This window comes from Paraburkholderia sp. BL10I2N1, from assembly GCF_004361815.1.
In the GTDB taxonomy this organism is placed as follows: Bacteria; Pseudomonadota; Gammaproteobacteria; order Burkholderiales; family Burkholderiaceae; genus Paraburkholderia.
Map to the genome: position 1 here is coordinate 1,068,628 of NZ_SNWA01000001.1, position 16,908 is coordinate 1,085,535.

Annotated in this window: 15 protein-coding genes, 1 tRNA gene and 1 pseudogene; 5 read left to right on the top strand and 12 right to left on the bottom strand. The window is 61.9% G+C overall.

Translation table 11 applies throughout. The features are described 5' to 3' along the window. Positions 1–62 precede the first annotated feature (62 nt). Entirely contained in the window at positions 63–383 is a 321-nt protein-coding gene (locus tag B0G77_RS04975; RefSeq protein ID WP_133661123.1) for a DNA-binding protein, read from the top strand. Between the two features lie 113 nt (positions 384–496). On the opposite strand, the gene B0G77_RS04980 is transcribed toward B0G77_RS04975, so the two are convergent. After that, complete coding sequence (locus B0G77_RS04980; protein WP_133661124.1) at positions 497–1,195, bottom strand: FadR/GntR family transcriptional regulator; 699 nt, start codon at positions 1,193–1,195, stop codon at positions 497–499. Positions 1,196–1,576: 381 nt separating this feature from the next. On the opposite strand from B0G77_RS04980, the gene B0G77_RS04985 reads away from it, so the two are divergent. The 3 genes and pseudogenes from B0G77_RS04985 (at position 1,577) to B0G77_RS04995 (ending at position 5,722) form a co-directional block, all read left to right on the top strand. Beyond that, complete coding sequence (locus B0G77_RS04985) at positions 1,577–2,710, top strand: mannitol dehydrogenase family protein (protein ID WP_133661125.1); 1,134 nt, start codon at positions 1,577–1,579, stop codon at positions 2,708–2,710. A 131-nt stretch (positions 2,711–2,841) separates the two neighbouring features. Next, a pseudogene (locus B0G77_RS04990) lies at positions 2,842–4,129 on the top strand (MFS transporter). A gap of 45 nt (positions 4,130–4,174) precedes the next feature. After that, complete coding sequence (locus B0G77_RS04995) at positions 4,175–5,722, top strand: altronate dehydratase family protein (RefSeq protein WP_133661126.1); 1,548 nt, start codon at positions 4,175–4,177, stop codon at positions 5,720–5,722. 44 nt (positions 5,723–5,766) lie between these two features. On the opposite strand, the gene B0G77_RS05000 is transcribed toward B0G77_RS04995, so the two are convergent. Beyond that, positions 5,767–5,979, bottom strand: a complete 213-nt coding sequence (locus tag B0G77_RS05000) for a DUF1059 domain-containing protein (RefSeq protein WP_133661127.1) — start codon at positions 5,977–5,979, stop codon at positions 5,767–5,769. Between the two features lie 294 nt (positions 5,980–6,273). Here B0G77_RS05000 and B0G77_RS05005 point away from each other — a divergent pair, with 294 nt between their 5' ends. Further along, a complete protein-coding gene (locus tag B0G77_RS05005; protein WP_133661128.1) occupies positions 6,274–7,542 on the top strand; it encodes a TIGR03862 family flavoprotein in 1,269 nt (422 codons plus the stop codon). Positions 7,543–7,570: 28 nt separating this feature from the next. Here the strand turns inward: B0G77_RS05005 and B0G77_RS05010 are convergent, their stop codons facing one another. The 10 genes from B0G77_RS05010 to petA all read right to left on the bottom strand — a co-directional run bounded on the left by B0G77_RS05010 (position 7,571) and on the right by petA (position 16,753). Then, on the bottom strand, positions 7,571–8,695 hold the full coding sequence (locus tag B0G77_RS05010; RefSeq protein ID WP_133664039.1) for a class I SAM-dependent methyltransferase: 1,125 nt from the start codon (positions 8,693–8,695) through the stop codon (positions 7,571–7,573). Positions 8,696–8,915: 220 nt separating this feature from the next. Then, complete coding sequence (locus B0G77_RS05015) at positions 8,916–9,590, bottom strand: ankyrin repeat domain-containing protein (protein WP_133661129.1); 675 nt, start codon at positions 9,588–9,590, stop codon at positions 8,916–8,918. Between the two features lie 51 nt (positions 9,591–9,641). After that, on the bottom strand, positions 9,642–10,256 hold the full coding sequence (locus tag B0G77_RS05020; protein WP_133661130.1) for a c-type cytochrome: 615 nt from the start codon (positions 10,254–10,256) through the stop codon (positions 9,642–9,644). A gap of 7 nt (positions 10,257–10,263) precedes the next feature. After that, complete coding sequence (locus B0G77_RS05025; protein ID WP_133661131.1) at positions 10,264–11,997, bottom strand: PQQ-binding-like beta-propeller repeat protein; 1,734 nt, start codon at positions 11,995–11,997, stop codon at positions 10,264–10,266. 589 nt (positions 11,998–12,586) lie between these two features. Continuing rightward, positions 12,587–12,662 (bottom strand) — tRNA-Thr (locus tag B0G77_RS05030). 17 nt (positions 12,663–12,679) lie between these two features. Continuing rightward, the gene (locus B0G77_RS05035; RefSeq protein ID WP_133661132.1) at positions 12,680–13,210 is read right to left on the bottom strand and encodes a ClpXP protease specificity-enhancing factor; all 531 of its coding nucleotides are present in this window, start codon (positions 13,208–13,210) and stop codon (positions 12,680–12,682) included. A 64-nt stretch (positions 13,211–13,274) separates the two neighbouring features. After that, positions 13,275–13,886, bottom strand: a complete 612-nt coding sequence (locus B0G77_RS05040; RefSeq protein WP_090537322.1) for a glutathione S-transferase N-terminal domain-containing protein — start codon at positions 13,884–13,886, stop codon at positions 13,275–13,277. 90 nt (positions 13,887–13,976) lie between these two features. After that, a complete protein-coding gene (locus B0G77_RS05045; RefSeq protein WP_133661133.1) occupies positions 13,977–14,732 on the bottom strand; it encodes a cytochrome c1 in 756 nt (251 codons plus the stop codon). A 20-nt stretch (positions 14,733–14,752) separates the two neighbouring features. Beyond that, entirely contained in the window at positions 14,753–16,132 is a 1,380-nt protein-coding gene (locus tag B0G77_RS05050) for a cytochrome bc complex cytochrome b subunit (protein ID WP_133661134.1), read from the bottom strand. Continuing rightward, on the bottom strand, positions 16,133–16,753 hold the full coding sequence (petA, locus tag B0G77_RS05055; protein ID WP_133664040.1) for a ubiquinol-cytochrome c reductase iron-sulfur subunit: 621 nt from the start codon (positions 16,751–16,753) through the stop codon (positions 16,133–16,135). Positions 16,754–16,908: the final 155 nt, after the last annotated feature.

Consider the following 16,908-nt stretch of genomic DNA (forward strand, 5'->3'; position numbering starts at 1 on the left):
ACCTAACCTGCAGCGCGCCGCGACACCGATGAGAAGCGTGCTCAGACGAAATTGAGGCTGCAATGGACGCGATACCCAACGGAAACGCGGAGCAGAAGTTTCAGGAACTGCTCACGAAGCTGCTAGCCACGCCTGCGTGGACGGAGAAACAGCAGCTTGAACTGGAAATGGCGCGCGACATCTCGGCGGAGATGCTGCGCATTGCTGAAGTGATGCGCGATGGCCAGGTTGATATGGAAACGTGTCTCACGCTGCTCAAGTATGCAAAGGTACTCGACTTCGTGATGACGACGCTCGCATCGCGGCGGGACATCAAGCCGCAAACGCTGCGCGTGATCTTCAAGCTAGCCGGACTGAAGGTCGACGAAGCCTATCCAGGCTAGTGTCGCGAGCCGCGACTGCCTTGCGGCTCGCCGGCCGCCAAACGGATGACTCAGTCGCCTGGTTGCTGCGCAGAAATCATCGAAACCCGTACGTGTTCGTCCGTGCGGGTTCTTTAGCGTTTGAGACGCGTCATCAGCCGCGCATATGACGCTTTCAGATGACGCTGCATCATCGCATGCGCCTGCACGGGATCGCGGGCTTCGAGCGCTTCCAGAATCTCGCGATGCTCTTCGAGTGCGGCGGCCCACGTGTCATCGCCTTCGAAATGCACTCTCAGCTTGGATGACAGCGGGCTATGCCGCTCGTCGAACAGCTCGGCGACAGTTTTCACCAGTACTTCGTTTTCCGACATCTGCGCGACGCACAGATGAAACTGGCGGTCGGCGGCGAGTGGCACCTGGCCAGCCGCAACTTCAGCTGCCATTCGTTCGTAGAGCGCACGGAGCGCCTTGAGCGCCTTCGGCTTCGCGAACGGTGCGACGCTTGCCGCGATCGCCCCTTCGATCAGCGAACGCGCGTCCATGATCTCTCGAGGACTTTCACCGAGTGCTTCGGGATCCGGCGTCGCCGTGGTGGCCGCGCGCACGGTGACGTACACGCCCGATCCCATGCGGATTTCCACCCGCCCCTCCAGTTCCAGCGCCACCAGCGCCTCGCGGACCGACGGACGCGACACGCCGAGCGTTTGCGCCAGCTCGCGCTCGGAAGGCAGCCGCCCGTTCGGCGCGAAGCCTTGCTGCCCGATGAGCTCGCGTAGCTTGTCGGCGATCTGCAGGTATAGACGGCGCGTTTCGGCGGGTTTGACTGGCACAGTGGCTCCGGACGGCTAAACGGCAAAACCCGGCGAGGCACGCCTGGCCGACCGCGCTGCACCTGCTCGGGAAAAACGTGAATTGTAATCAGCCGCACCGCCCTCTGGCCTGCCATGCGCCAGCAAGATCGATGCTCGCGATGCAAACTGGCTTGACCAGATCAACTACCCGCTTCTATTATCGCCAACTGGTCAGGCCGAAGCGGTGTAAGTGCATAAAACGCATCGGCCGCATACGCCCCGTCTTTTCGCTCTCCCGGGTCTTTCGACGATCGTCACGAACGTTACCTCGCGTGAGCCGTCCGGCACGCCCAGCATCGCAATGTCTACGGCGTCTCGCCGGTATCGCGCTGACGCGGTTGCGCCAACGGAGGGCTGAGCGTGCCGAATCCCATTCTGCAATTTGGCACCAGCCGCTTTCTGCAGGCCCACGTGGACTTCTTTGTATCGGCGGCGTTAAAGGAAGGGCGCGCGGCTGGCAAGGTGACCGTCGTGCAAACGACGTCGAATCCCGAAAGCCGTGCCCGTATCGACGCGCTGCGCGCGACCTCCCGTTATCCGGTGCGAATCCGCGGCATGCGACGTGACGAGGTCATCGATACGGTCGTCGAATGTGACGCCATCGGCGAAGCGCTCGACGCGAACATCGACTGGCCGCTCGTGCTGCAACGCTTTGCGCACGATGCACGCGTCGTGATTTCGAATACCAGCGACAGCGGCTACGCCTGTTTCCCCGAAGATACGGCCGCCCTCTTGCACAGCAATGCGCCGATGCCCAAAGGTTTCGCCGCCAAGCTCGTCGTGCTGCTGCACGCGCGCTTTCACGCCGGCGCGGCGCCTTTGACACTGTACCCCTGCGAACTGGTATCCAACAACGGCGACACCTTGCGTGCGCTTGTCACCGGCATCGCACGCGAATGGAACGCTGACGCGGCGCTGGTCGCCTACATCGAACACACCTGCATCTGGGTGAACTCGCTCGTTGACCGGATCGTATCGGAACCGATCCGGCCCGTCGGCGCGATTGCCGAACCCTATGCGCTGTGGGCAATCGAGCGCCGTGACGGCATGGTGCTGCCCTGCGAACACGAAGCGATCGTCGTCACCGACGATCTGCCGCATTACGAGCGGCTCAAGTTGCTCCTGCTGAACCTCGGCCACACCTACCTTGCCGGGCGCTGGCAGGCCGACCGCCGCCCCGTCGACGAAAACACGCTGCACGCGATGCGCGATCCCGCACTGCGCGCCGACCTCGAAGCCGTCTGGTGCGACGAAGTGCTGCCTGTATTCGATGCACTCGGCGAGGCTGAAACCGCGCGCGCCTATCTCGTCGACGTGCGCGAACGTTTCGAGAATCCATTCCTCGATCACCGGCTGGCGGACATCGCGCGCAATCACGCGCAGAAGAAGGAACGCCGCTTGCGGCCAGTGATCGAGATGGCGCGTGAACTGGGGCTCAAGCTCCATCAGCCCCGGCTGCGCGCAGCACTCGGAGATCCGTGCACGAGCACCTGATCAAGCATCCGCAGCAATGCAGTGCCGCCGTCAGAGCGGGACGCACAGAACAGACGGGCCGCATGACCGGCATCGCAGCGGACCGCAGGATCCACACTAAAGATGCCGCCCCAAACGGAGGAGACGAAGTCATGAGGAAAATGCGCTGGGTGGTGATCTTTCTATGCTTCCTCGCAATTGCAGTGAACTACATCGATCGCGCGAATCTCGCTGTTGCCGCACCTGAAATCGAAAAGGCGCTGGGCATGGGTCCGGCACAGATGGGGCTCGTGCTGAGCGGCTTTTTCTGGACCTACGCACTAATGCAGATGCCGTTCGGTTGGTTCATCGATCGCATCGGCGCACGGATCGCATTGCCGCTGGCCGTCGCATGGTGGTCATTTTTCACCGCGGCGACGGCGGGCGCAACGAGCGTCGCGGCGATGTTCGGTTGCCGGGCTGATGCTTGGCGTCGGCGAAGCAGGGGCTTATCCGTCGTGTGCGAAACTCGTCAGCCAGTGGTTCAAGCCGGCGCAACGCGCGCTGGCGACCAGCATCTTCGATAGCGGCTCGCGCGTCGGCTCCGCGCTGTCGATTCCCGTCGTGGCGCTGATCATCGCCACGATGGGCTGGAAGGCTTCGTTCATCATCACCGGCCTGCTGGGCGCTGTGTGGGTGGTCGGCTGGTTCATCATCTATCGCAGCCCCGCGCACGGCGACATGACGGGCAAATATGACGTCGCACCCACCCCCGCCGCGCGCCGCGGCGCCCCGGAAGTGACGTGGGCGTCGCTGTTCCGCCATCGCACGCTGTGGGGCATGATGCTCGGCTTCCTCTGCCTGAACTTCGTGATCTATTTCTTCATCACGTGGTTTCCGAGCTACCTCGTGCAAACGCGCGGCTTCTCGCTGAAATCGCTCGGCACGCTCGGCATGATTCCCGCGCTGATGTCGATTCCGGGTGGTTGGATCGGCGGCATTGTCTCCGATGCGCTGTTCCGCCGCGGCTGGAGTCTGACTGCCGCGCGCAAGACCTGCATGGTCGGCGGGATGCTGCTGTCGTCGGTGATCACGCTGTCCGCGTTCACGTCGGATGTTTATCTGATGCTCGCGTTTTTCGGCATCTCATACGGCAGTCTCGCATTCGCCGCCGCCAGCATCTGGTCGTTGCCTGCCGACGTCGCGCCCACGCCCAATCACGTCGCCTCGATGAGCGGCATCCAGAACTTCGCATCGAATCTCGCGGGCATCGTGATCACAACCTTCACCGGCGTGATGGTCGCGCTGACGAAAGGCTCGTTCACCGTACCGCTGGTTGTGGCCGGCGGATTCTGCTTTCTTGGCGCGTTCAGCTATCTTGTGATTGTGGGACGGATCGAGCCGTTGCCCGCCACGCCGGGCGACCGTCGCGTGCCGAAAGGCGCGGAGCCGACGGTTTGAGTTCCTTATCAGATTCGTCCACTGCCCATGTTCGAGGTCCGCTCAATGTCGACTGCCACCCTCAGCGCTCACGCCGTGATCCGGCTGCATCCCAACGACGATGTCGTCATCGCGACCCGTCAGCTCGTGTCCGGCACCCGGATCGAGGCGGAAGATCTGGTCGTCTCCGGGCTGATTCCGCCGGGACACAAGATCGCGACGCGCGCCATCGCCAAAGGCGAGCCGGTCCAGCGCTATAACCAGATCATCGGGGTCGCGCGCGAGAACATCGCACGCGGGCAGCACGTGCATGTGCAGAACCTCGGCATGGCGGAGTTCTCGCGTGAGCATGAATTCGGCGTGGATCTCCATCCCACCGCTTATGTCAGCGAGCCTGCGCACTTCATGGGCATTCGTCGTGACGACGGACGAGTGGCGACGCGCAATTACATCGGCGTGTTGACCAGCGTGAATTGCTCGGCGACGGTCGCGCGAGCCATCGCCGACCACTTCCGGCGCGATGTGCATCCGGAGGCGCTCGCCGATTTTCCGAACGTCGATGGCGTGATCGCCCTCACGCACGGGCTTGGCTGCGGCATCGACATGCAGGGCGAAGGCATCAGGATCCTGCGCCGGACGCTGGCGGGTTACGCGATGCATCCGAACTTCGCGTCGGTGCTGTTCGTCGGACTGGGTTGCGAGACGAACCAGATCGACGGTGTACTCGAAGCGGGCGGCCTGGCCAATGACAGACCGCGGCTGCGCAGCTTCACGATTCAGGACAGCGGCGGCACACGCAAAACGATCGAGCACGGCATCGCGATGGTGCGCGAGATGCTGGTCGACGCCAATCACGCACAGCGAGAACCCGTGCCGGCATCGCATATCGTCGTCGGTCTGCAATGCGGCGGCTCGGACGGCTATTCGGGCATTTCGGCGAATCCGGCACTCGGCGCGGCCGTCGACCGCCTGGTGCGTCACGGCGGCACCGCGATCCTGTCCGAGACGCCGGAAGTGTATGGCGCGGAACATCTGCTGACGCGGCGCGCGGTCAGTCGCGAAGTCGGTGAGAAGCTGCTCGCGCGCATCGCGTGGTGGCAGGACTACTGCGCTCGCAACGGCGCGGCGCTCGACAACAATCCTTCGGCCGGTAACAAGGTCGGCGGCCTGACGACGATTCTGGAAAAGTCGCTCGGCGCGGTCGCAAAAGGCGGCACGACGAATCTCGTCGAAGTCTACGAGTACGCGCAGCCGGTGACGGCAAAGGGCTTCGTCTTCATGGATTCGCCGGGCTACGACCCGATATCCGCGACCGGCCAGGTCGCCTCGGGCGCGAACCTGATCTGCTTCACGACAGGGCGTGGCTCGGCCTATGGATGTGCGCCGTCGCCATCGCTGAAACTCGCCACCAACACCGCACTGTGGGAACGTCAGGAAGACGACATGGATATCAACTGCGGCGGCGTAATCGACGGCACCGCGAGCATCGATGAACTCGGTGAAGCGGTGTTCCGGATGATGCTCGATTGCGCGTCGGGCACCCCGTCAAAGAGCGAACTGCATGGCTACGGGCAGAACGAGTTCGTGCCGTGGCAGGTAGGCGTCGTCACGTAGACCCACGCTGACCGGCGGCACTCGCTCTTGATGTGGGTCTGCGATTACGCCTGTTGCGGCGTGTCGACGGGCGGCGTGCCGTCGTGAAAGAGCGTTTTCAGTTGCGAGCGCAGTTCGGGTGAATCGGCGTGCTTGTGAACCGAGACCGCGTGCTGCACGGCGGCTTCGAGCAGTTCGCCTTCCGAATCGGCTGATAGCGCCACCGTGCAACCCGATTCACTCGGGAACTCACGGCAGTCGATGTACTTGCGGGTCATGATCATCTCCTCGGTCAAACAACAGCAAATGGGGCATGGGGATAACGCCGGGCGAGAGGCCAGGTGTCGTCGGGAAGAAGCAGACGGACGTGGCACGCGATGGCCTTCGTCGAGCGGGAAAGGATGTTGAAAGTATAGGTTTCGCCGGTTGCGAATTCAAAGCACAGGGCCGTGCGCGTTGCCCCACCGGCCCGCGGGTGTGAAAATAGCGGACCTTGCGTCGCTGCCCGCCTGTTGTGCGCACGCGCGGCCCAGCGACGCCGCATTTCCGCCGCCCTCACCTGAACCCGCCGCATGCCTGCTTCCTTCGATTCCCCTTCTGTCGCCGTGATCGGCGGCGGCCCCGCCGGACTGATGGCCGCCGAAGCGCTGGCGCAACAGGGGTTGCGCGTCGATGTGTACGACTCGATGCCTTCCGTCGGACGCAAGTTCCTGATGGCCGGCAAGGGCGGCATGAACATTACGCACTCGGAGCCATTAGGGCCGTTTCTGGGACGCTATGGCGCCCGCCGCGAGCACATCGCGCCGCTGCTCGACGCGTTGGGTCCCGATGCATTGCGTGGGTGGCTGTCGGACCTGGGCGTCGAGACGTTTGTCGGCAGCTCGGGACGCGTTTTTCCGAGCGATATGAAGGCCGCGCCGATGCTGCGCGCCTGGCTGCACCGGCTCAAGGAATCCGGGGTGCGATTCCACATGCGCCATAAATGGATTGGCTGGGATTCCGTCGACGAGCAGCGTGATTCGAAGCAGCACGCGCTACGTTTCGCAACACCCCATGACGAGCTTCACGTCTCTGCAGATGCCGTCGTTTTCGCGCTGGGTGGCGCGAGCTGGCCGCGCCTGGGCTCAGCGGCAACGTGGGTGCCGTTGCTGGACGCGCGTGGCGTTTCGATTGCGACGTTCTTGCCGTCGAACTGTGGTTTCGATGTGGGCTGGAGCGAGCATTTCCGGGAGCGCTTCGCCGGACAGCCCGTGAAGCCGGTCGCCATCACAGTGACCGACGTAGACGGAAAAGTCCAGAATCGAAAAGGTGAGTTCATTTCGACGGAAACGGGCATCGAGGGAAGTCTCGTGTACGCGCTGTCGGCGGCAATTCGTGACCGGTTGCTGGCTGATGGCGAAGCCGTGATCCATCTCGACCTCGCGCCTGCGCATACGCTTGAGCACGTTGTCGAAGAAGTCACGCGGCCGCGCGGCTCGCGTTCGATGTCAAGTCATCTGCACAGCAGGCTTGGCATCACGGGCGTGAAAGCAGGATTGCTGCGCGAGTGTCTTTCGAAGGACGATTTCGCCGACACCACCCGTCTCGCCCACTCGATCAAGGCGCTGCCGCTGCGCCTCACTCGCATGCGCCCGATCGAAGAAGCCATCAGTACAGCCGGCGGCGTCACGTTCGAGGCGCTCGACGCGCATTTGATGCTCAAGCAGATTCCGGGCGCCTTCTGTGCGGGAGAAATGCTCGACTGGGAAGCGCCAACCGGCGGCTATCTGCTGACAGCGTGTTTTGCAAGCGGGCTGGTGGCAGGACGCGGAGCCGCCGCGTACCTCGCCGCCGGGCGCTAAGCGCGAGCGGAATCGCCCCGCGCGCCGATCAACGCAGGTGCAGGCGCCACAGCGAGGTCACCTCTTTGACCCGCGCGGCGTACAGCGGATCGGACGCATCGGACGATTTCGGATGTCGCGGCTTGATGTCCTCGCGCCCGACCAGTTTCAGGCCCGCCTGATCGATCGCTGCCAGCAGGGCATCGCGCGTGCGCAGGCCGAGATGCTCGGCAAAGTCCGAGAGGATCAGCCAGCCTTCGCCGTCCGGTGTCAGATGACTGGCGAGACCGTTCAGGAAGCCCATCAGCATGCGGCTGTCCGGATCGAAGACCGCGTACTCGACCGGCGACGCAGGCCGCGCCGGCACCCACGGTGGGTTGCAGACGACGAGCGGCGCCCGCCCCTCGGGAAACAGATCGGCTTGCACGACCCTGACCTGCCCGTCGTAGCCGAGGCGTGTGAGGTTCTCTTTCGCGCAGGCCAGTGCACGCGGATCCTGATCGGTGGCAACGATTTCTTTCACGCCGCGCATCGCCAGTACGGCCGCAAGGACACCCGTTCCCGTGCCGATGTCGAACGCCTTTTCCAGCGAAGGCAATGGCGTGCTCGCGACCAGATCCACATATTCCCCGCGCACCGGCGAGAACACGCCATAGTGCGGATGAATTCGATCGCCCAGCACGGGAATCTCGACGCCCTTCTTACGCCATTCGTGCGCGCCGATCAGGCCCAGCAACTCACGCAGCGACACGGCCGATTGCTCACCGGCAGGCTCGCCCCAGGTTTCCGTGCAGGCCTGCTGGACATTGGGAGCGCGACGCAGCGGGATCGTGTAGTCGCCATCGAGCGGGACCAGCACCATCCCGAGGATGCGGGCGCGCTGCGACTGCGCCAGACGATGCAGGTTGAACGCGTCTTTCAGCGACGACGCCTCCTTGCGCGGCTTGCGCTCCACGCGACGGGTCATTGCGTGCAATAGCTGGCGAGCGTTCTGGAAATCGCCGCGGTAAAGCAGCGCGGTGCCTTCACAGGCGAGGCGATAGGCGGCGTCGGCGGTCAGGCGGTCGTCGGCGATCGTCACGCGCTTTGGCGGCGGGACGGCCGCTTCGGAGCGCCAGAGAATAGTGCGCGGGCCATCAGCCTCAGGCAGGGTGATCGTGGTGGGTGAGGTCATTGAGGAGCGTGAAAATTCCGGAGGGCGGAACCGCAGCGGCAAACATTCAGCCGCATGCAGCGTTGGCGCGATAGTACCGCTCACGTCCGCGCACGTCTCCCTGTATTTCCGATGATTCAACGCTGCAGCGCGCGGGCGCCATGTCGCTGCACCCCATTGGCTCGCAACGAATGGCATATCCGGTATCGGCGTCCCGCAGCGCCTGGTTCCAGTTGCGCTTCTAGTTCTGGTTCCGGTTCGAGGACAACGAAAGGGCCGCGTGGGTTGAGCCCGTCTGCGCTGCGATGTCCTGTGCGCTCATGCCGCGATTGTCGCGCAGCGCCGGATTGGCGCCCCGTGCGAGCAGGAGCTTGACGGTATCGGCACGGTCATAGCCGGAGGCCCACATGAGCGCGGTCAGGTCGTTCTTGTAGAGGCGATTCACGTCGACGCCATTGTCCAGCAGCAGTTGGACCACCGCCGTCGATCCCTGGCCCGCCGCATATTCCATGGCCGTCTTGCCGACGCGATCCGTGGCCGAGGGATCGGCGCCGTGCGCAAGCAACATCCGCGCGATTTCGTCAGACCCGCCGTAAGCAGCGGCCATCAGTGCTGTGACGCCCTGCGCGTTCGGCTGATTGACCTTGGCCCCGTGATCGATCAGGGTGCGCGCCATGCCGGTCGCCCCCTTCTTGCAGGCCGTGATCAGCGCCGTATCTCCGATGCGATTGCGCGAGTCGACCGCCGCGCCCGCCGCGAGCGCGGCGTTCACCGATGCCTCGTCGCCGCTTCGCGCGGCTGCAATCAATTGCTGGTTCGTGCCGATATCCCCGTCGGCCCGGCTCACGCCAGGATGGGATCCGAACCAGCCAGCCAGCATGGCAACGCTCACCAGAACTCTCGTCGTCGTTTTCATGTGCACCTCGAAGTGTGCTGCGTCCGCTCCATGGCGACCCGCCCGCCGGCGCTACTGCAGATTGGCTATGTATGCGCTCAGGTTCATGATGTCTTCATCGGACAGGCCCTTCGATACGCTCGTCATGTTGCCCGCGTCGTTGGTCCGCCTGCGCTCGCGGAAATCCTGCAACTGCTTGACGATGTACGGGTAGTGCTGACCGGCCACCCGCGGGATCTCGTTCTGACCCGTGAAACCTCCCAGATGACACATCGTGCACAATACTTCCGCCGACTTTCGACGTCCTGCCTCGACCCGCAAGGGATTCGCCTTGAACGGGACGGGGTCCGCACGCTGCGCCGCGAAATAGTCGGCCAGATCGAGCATGTCCTCGCGCGACAATCCCGCAGCCATCGGGCTCATGCGCGGATCGCTGCGGCGCCCTTCCTTGAAATCCCGCAGTTCCAGATAGATGTAACGCGCGCTCTGGCCTGCCAGGATCGGGTACTCGGGATTGGTCGAATTCCCGATCGGTCCGTGGCAAACCACGCAGGTCTGCGCTTTCGCCTTGCCCGCTTCGGCGTCGGCGTGCGCGACGCCTGGCAGGCAAAAGATGTTCGCGCAATACGCCAGAATGCTCACCCTGGCCAGCCAGCGCGTACGTCCATTCTCGATCGCGGCCGTCATGTCCCGTTCATGGCAGCGCGAACACGATGACGGTATTGCCGCGTTTGAAGTCCAGTTGCGTGTTTCCGCCCGCCGCGACGGCGACGTACTGTTTGCCATGCACGGAATAGGACACCGCTGGCGCGTTCACGCCGGCGCCAGACTGGAATTCCCAGAGCTTCTTGCCGGTCGACGCGTCGAACGCGCGGAACATTCCATTTCCTTCGCCGTTGAACACCAGATTCCCGGCAGTCGCCAGCACGCCGCCGATCAAAGGCTGCTCAGTCTTGTAAGCCCACGCGATCTTGCCGGTATCGACATTGACTGCCACCAGCCTGCCCCATTGCGCCTCCGACGGAATGGTCTTGAACGCGCCGCCAAGCCAGAGCTTGCTGCCGCCAGGGTAAGCCGCATCTTCCACCTGGTAGGTCATGGGCTGGTGGAGGTTTGCCGCGTAAGCGAGGCGAGTCCTCGGATTGAAAGCCATCGGTGACCACTCCACCCCGCCATTCGCCCCGGGCAGCATGCGCGCGCCAGCCGCCGTAGGCAGCGTCCACATGTTTTCCTGCGGAATCATCGCTTGCGAGTAGCGGATCAGCTTGCCGGTGCGGCGATCGTTGACGTAGATGTGCCCGGTCTTGCCGCCATGAATGACGGCAGGAACCATATTGCCGCTCCTGTCGCGGACATCGATGAGGATCGGCGGGCTCGCGGCGTCCAGATCCCAGATGTCGTGCGCGATGTACTGGTAGTGCCACTTGTACTCACCGTTGTCCAGGTTCACCGCGACGAGCGAGTCGGTGTAGAGATTGTCTCCCGGACGAATGGCGCCGTAGAGGTCAGGAGACGGATTTCCGACCACAAAAAACGCCGTGTGCGCTTTCCGGTCGATCGCGGGCGTCATCCATACGCCACCGCCGAGCGTCTTGTAGAAGTCGCCGCCCTTGTCGGCAAGCTGCTTCTTTTCGGCGGCGATGTCGCGCTTCATGTCCCGGCCGGTGGCGTCGGTGGTCGCCCAGACACCTTCCTGGCCGGTTTCCGGAATCGTGTAGAAAGTCCACAGGAGGTTTCCGGAAGCGGCATCGTACGCTTTGACGAAACCGCGAATGCCGTATTCGCCGCCGTTGGTGCCGATCAGAACCTTGTCGTCGACGACCGTCGGCGCCATGGTCTCGGAGTAGCCGAGTTCCGGATCGGCAATCTGCGTTTGCCACAGGACATTGCCGGTCTTCGCATCGAGCGCGACCAGTTTGGAATCCAGCGTTCCCATGAACAGCCGGTTACCCGAGATCGCCACACCGCGGTTGTTAGGTCCGCAACAGAAGGTGGTGATCGGTCCCATCTTGTGCTTGTAATGCCAGTACTCCTTGCCGGTCACCGCATCCAGCGCGTAGACGTGGTTGAACGACGTGGTGATGAACATGATGCCGTTCGAGACGATGGGTGCCGTCTCCATCGATTCGTTGACCGCTGTTTGAAAAAGGAAGACCGGCTTCAATTTTGCGACGTTGGCGCTGTTGATCTGCGAGCCGGGGTAATAGCGCGTCTGCGCATACGATCCATTGGAATGAAGCCAGTCGGCAGAATGGGCGGCGGCCGTATCCAGCTGTTGCTGGGAGATCGGCTCGAGCACGGGCGGCATGGGCGCCGACGTGGTCGTGGCGCTGCTTTGTACTTCATCTGCGCCGTATGCTGTGACACTGATTAGCGTCGCGGCAAATAGCAGGACGCAAAGGGACCAGGTATTGCGGGATGAGTGCATGAGTGTCTCCTGATTTATTGCTTTGGGTATTCGTCATGCGATTGCAGCGATTTTCCGCCTTACAGCAGTGCCAATTGCCGGGATGGCAGAAGACCTGGTCGCGCGAAGAGACCGGGATACGGAAACTGGGATAACTCAATTACGGCGTGACGATGCGCAAGATGGGAACCGATGAACGCTCTCCCATCGGAAAGCCGGCTCTAGTAAGAGTAGGCGATGATGCCCTTCTTTTCTACCGCTATCGTAGGGCTCTGGGTGCACGAAAGCGCACTGGACGAGGTGGAGCACTAGCGTTCACTATCTGCGTCGATCCCGACGAAATGACGCCAAACCGCGAATAGAGAATGTGCATTTAATTAATGCGTTACTTCGAATTTATCGCAAACAGAAATTCTGGATGTTTCAGCCGATCGAATATGCGTTTTATTTTCGACTCGGCAATTGCCGGTTATCACGGCGCCATTGAATTGGGCGGTGAACTTCGAAATATTGTTAGCGCGCCGTCAGCTTCAGAGAGCCGGTGCGAGGAAGAATTCGGGTCACCAAAAACAAACGGGTTACGCGAAGATCGCGTAACCCGTCCACTACCTGGTGCCCCCTGTCTGATTCGAACAGACCACCTCATGATTACAAGTCAAGTGCTCTACCAAATGAGCTAAGGGGGCGAGACCGCGATTTTACTTCATTTCACGACCTTGAGGTGACCTCTTCCGCCACCTTTTGATCCATCCTCATCGGGACGTGGAGTATCGCCGGCATCGTCGTTCTTTTCCGCCGAAGACGACACCGCACTCCCCGTCTCCACTTCCACCGCAACCGGCGCGGCACCGCCAGCGGTAGCCGGCGACTCAAGTTCGCCCGCATCGTCTTCCGCGCCCGAATCCGCCGCCTCACCGCCTGCGGAATCGACCGGGAACGCCATGCCTTGGCCGTTCTCGCGGGCGTAGATCGCGAGAACATTCGCCACCGGCACTTCGATCCTGTGCGACTTGCCAGAGAAGCGCGCATTGAACTCGATCAGTTCATTGCCCATCTGCAACTGGCTCGTGGCCTCGAAGCTGATGTTCAGCACGATTTCGTTGTCCCGCACGAACTGCCGCGGCACACGCGTCTGGTTGTCGACCCGTACCGCGATGTGCGGCGTATAGCCATTGTCCGTGCACCACTCATACAGCGCGCGGAGCAGATAGGGCTTCGTGGAAATCTCTTGCATCAACAGTCCTCTTACCGGGCGAAGGCGTCACGCAGTGCGCAACGCCCTGGCCCCAAAGCCAAACTCAACGACGCATCACCTTTTCCGAAGGCGTCAGCGCTTCGATATAGGCCGGACGGCTGAAAATGCGTTCGGCGTACTTCATCAACGGTGCAGCGTTCTTCGACAGTTCGATCCCATAGTGATCGAGGCGCCACAACAACGGGGCGATTGCCACGTCGAGCATCGAGAACTCTTCGCCGAGCATGTACTTGTTCTTCAGGAAGATCGGCGCGAGCTGCGTCAGGCGATCACGGATGGCGATGCGCGCCTTCTCGTGATTCTTCTCGGCGGCCTTGCCCTTTTCGTTTTCCAGCGTGCCAACGTGCACGAACAGTTCCTTCTCGAAGTTCAGCAGGAACAGACGGGCGCGGGCGCGCTGCACCGGGTCAGCCGGCATCAGCTGCGGGTGCGGGAAGCGCTCGTCAATGTATTCGTTGATGATGTTCGATTCGTACAGAATCAGGTCCCGTTCGACAAGAATCGGCACCTGACCATACGGATTCATCACGGCGATGTCTTCCGGTTTGTTGAACAGGTCGACGTCGCGGATCTCGAAGTCCATGCCCTTTTCGAACAACACCAGCCGGCAGCGCTGGGAGAAGGGGCAAGTAGTGCCTGAGTACAGAACCATCATGTTTACGTTTCCTCAAAAAGCTGAAGGGCCAGCGCGGAAAAACCGCCCAGCGGTCTTTCCCTCGCCGACCCCACGCCGGTGACGGCGTGATTATTTGATATCTTTCCAGTACGCGGCGTTCAGTCGCCAGGCAAAAAAGCTCAGGATGCCAAGGAACATCAGCACCCAGACGCCCAGCCGCTTGCGCGTCTGCTGCGCGGGTTCGGACATCCACGAAAGGTACGACACAAGGTCGGCAACAGCAGAATCATAATCTACCGGCGACAACGTCCCCGGCGTGACCTGCTGGAAGCCAACGAATTTACGGATTTTCTCACCCGTTTTTTCGTCGGTTTTGTCCTCGAACTTCGCGGTGCGCTGGCCCTGAAGCTGCCACAAGACGTGCGGCATGCTCACGTTCTCGTACACCAGGTTGTTCCAGCCTGTCGGCCGGGTGTTGTCCCGGTAGAAGCTGCGCAAATACGTATACAGCCAGTCGCGATTGCGCGCCCGCGCCTCGACCGACAGGTCCGGCGGTTGCGCCCCGAACCACGCTTTCGCGTCCTCGGGCCGCATGGCCACCGTCATCGTGTTACCCACCTTGTCGGTTGTGAAGAGCAGGTTCTTTTCGATTTCCTTCTGCGAAATGCCCAGATCGGTCAGGCGGCTGTATCGCATCAGGTTCGCACTGTGGCAATTCAGGCAATAGTTTACAAACAATTGCGCGCCATGCTGCAACGAGGCGAAATTGTCCGCGTTATCGGGCGCGCGGTCGAGAGGCAAATTCTCCTGCGCGTGCGCCGGAGCCGCAAGCAGCGCGAAAGTCGCCGCGCCGATCAGCGCGAGCGTGGAAAGCAGTTTTTTCATTGTGTTCTCCTGGCGCGCGATTAGTGAGGCTTGAACCGGACCCGTTCAGGCGGCTGTTTAAACCGTCCGAGACGCGTCCAGAACGGCATGCCGAGGAAGAACGCCAAATAAATCAGTGCACAGATCTGCGCGATCAGCGTCGCGGCCGGCGACGGCGGTTTCGTGCCGAGAAACGCCAGGGTGAGGAACGCCAGCACGAAGATCCCGTAGAACACCTTGTGGAAGAACGGCCGGTAGCGAATCGACTTCACCGGTGACTGGTCGAGCCACGGCAGGAAGAATAGCGAAATCACCGCCGTGCCCATCACCACGACACCCCAGAACTTGGACTCGGTGAAATACATCGCCAGAATCACCAGTATCGCAAGCGCGGGCAGCCCCGCTTTCCACTTGCCCCGCGCCCGCACCAGCGCGAGCAGGCCCAGCAACGCGATCACGATCATCAGGACGATCTTGAACGGGTCGGTAGTCGCACGCAGCATCGCGTAGAACGCGGTGAAGTACCAGACCGGCGCGATTTCCGGCGGCGTCTGCAGCGGATTCGCCGGGACGAAGTTGTTGGACTCGAGGAAGTACCCGCCCATCTCCGGCGCGAAGAAAATGATCGCCGCGAAGATAATCAGGAAAATGCACACGCCCATGAAGTCGTGCACGGAGTAGTACGGATGGAACGGGATCCCGTCGAGCGGGACGCCGTTCGCGTCCTTCTTCGCCTTGATCTCGATGCCGTCCGGATTGTTCGAGCCGACTTCATGCAGCGCCACGAGGTGGGCAACCACCAATGCGATCAGCACGAGCGGAATCGCGATCACGTGGAACGCGAAGAAGCGGTTCAACGTGACATCGGACACGACGTAGTCGCCGCGGATCCACAGCGACAGGTCCGGCCCGATAAACGGAATCGCCGAGAACAGGTTGACGATCACCTGCGCGCCCCAGAACGACATCTGGCCCCACGGCAGCAAGTAGCCGAAAAACGCCTCGGCCATCAGGCTCAGGAAAATCATGCAGCCGAAGATCCACACCAGTTCGCGCGGTTTGCGGTAGGAGCCGTACAGGAGCCCGCGAAACATGTGCAGATAGATCACGACGAAGAACATCGACGCGCCCGTGGAGTGCATATAGCGGATCAGCCAGCCCCACGGCACCTCGCGCATGATGTACTCGACCGACGCAAACGCGAGCGTCGCGTCGGGCTTGTAATTCATCACGAGGAAGATGCCGGTGACGATCTGCAGCACCAGCACCAGCAGCGCGAGCGAGCCGAAGAAGTACCAGAAGTTGAAGTTCTTCGGCGCGTAGTACTCGGAAACGTGCTTTTTCCACGTCGCCGTCATCGGAAAGCGGCGGTCGATCCAGCCGGCCAGCCCGGTCGTCTCTACTTCATGTTCGATCGCCATTTACGCTTCTCCTTTCTCGTCCTGACCGATCACGAGCGAATTCTCCGACGTGAACATGAAGGGCGGAATGTCGAGGTTCTGCGGAGCGGGTTTGTTCTTGAAGACCCGGCCGGACAGGTCATAGGTCGAACCGTGGCAGGGGCACAGGAAGCCACCGGGCCAGTCGTCAGGAAGATTCGGCTGCGCGCCCTCCTGGAAACGCGGCGTCGGCGTACAGCCGAGATGGGTGCACACCGCCACGGCGACGAGAATGTTCTTGCGCTCAGGCCTTGAGCGGAATTCGTTATCCGCATACTCCGGCATCGGCATCGAGAAGGGGTTTTGGGACAGCGGATCGGCCAGTTCCGTGTCGGCCTTTTTGATGTCGGCGAGCATGCGGTCGGTGCGATTGAGAATCCAGACCGGCTTGCCACGCCATGCCACGGTCATCATGTCGCCGGGCTTCAAGTTGCTGATATCGACTTCGACCGGGGCGCCAGCTGCCTTGGCCCTTTCAGATGGTGCAAACGAACTAACAAAGGGTACAACGGCGGCTACTCCTCCTACACCGCCTGCTACGGTCGTCGCAATCAGCCAGGTACGGCGGCTGCCGTCGACGCGCTTATCTTCCTTGTCTCGCATCACACGCCCCACTTCTGAGTTGGATTTTTCCGTCATGTCGGCTCTACCGCCGCTAGTTTGCTCGAATGGAGTCGGCATTTACAAGGGCCGATTGCCAAAAAGCGTGCGAAGTCATTGATAAATCAGGGTTTTCCCGCACTGATCGCAAACTTTTT

Excerpts from the sequence above, each read along its gene's own strand:
- B0G77_RS04975 (WP_133661123.1), top strand. The coding sequence starts at position 63 with ATGGACGCGATACCCAACGGAAACGCGGAGCAGAAGTTTCAGGAACTG.
- B0G77_RS04995 (WP_133661126.1), top strand. The coding sequence starts at position 4,175 with ATGTCGACTGCCACCCTCAGCGCTCACGCCGTGATCCGGCTGCATCCC.
- B0G77_RS05000 (WP_133661127.1), bottom strand. The coding sequence starts at position 5,979 with ATGACCCGCAAGTACATCGACTGCCGTGAGTTCCCGAGTGAATCGGGT.
- B0G77_RS05005 (WP_133661128.1), top strand. The coding sequence starts at position 6,274 with ATGCCTGCTTCCTTCGATTCCCCTTCTGTCGCCGTGATCGGCGGCGGC.
- B0G77_RS05010 (WP_133664039.1), bottom strand. The coding sequence starts at position 8,695 with ATGACCTCACCCACCACGATCACCCTGCCTGAGGCTGATGGCCCGCGC.
- B0G77_RS05015 (WP_133661129.1), bottom strand. The coding sequence starts at position 9,590 with ATGAAAACGACGACGAGAGTTCTGGTGAGCGTTGCCATGCTGGCTGGC.
- B0G77_RS05020 (WP_133661130.1), bottom strand. The coding sequence starts at position 10,256 with ATGACGGCCGCGATCGAGAATGGACGTACGCGCTGGCTGGCCAGGGTG.
- B0G77_RS05025 (WP_133661131.1), bottom strand. The coding sequence starts at position 11,997 with ATGCACTCATCCCGCAATACCTGGTCCCTTTGCGTCCTGCTATTTGCC.
- B0G77_RS05035 (WP_133661132.1), bottom strand. The coding sequence starts at position 13,210 with ATGCAAGAGATTTCCACGAAGCCCTATCTGCTCCGCGCGCTGTATGAG.
- B0G77_RS05040 (WP_090537322.1), bottom strand. The coding sequence starts at position 13,886 with ATGATGGTTCTGTACTCAGGCACTACTTGCCCCTTCTCCCAGCGCTGC.
- B0G77_RS05045 (WP_133661133.1), bottom strand. The coding sequence starts at position 14,732 with ATGAAAAAACTGCTTTCCACGCTCGCGCTGATCGGCGCGGCGACTTTC.
- B0G77_RS05050 (WP_133661134.1), bottom strand. The coding sequence starts at position 16,132 with ATGGCGATCGAACATGAAGTAGAGACGACCGGGCTGGCCGGCTGGATC.
- petA (WP_133664040.1), bottom strand. The coding sequence starts at position 16,753 with ATGCGAGACAAGGAAGATAAGCGCGTCGACGGCAGCCGCCGTACCTGG.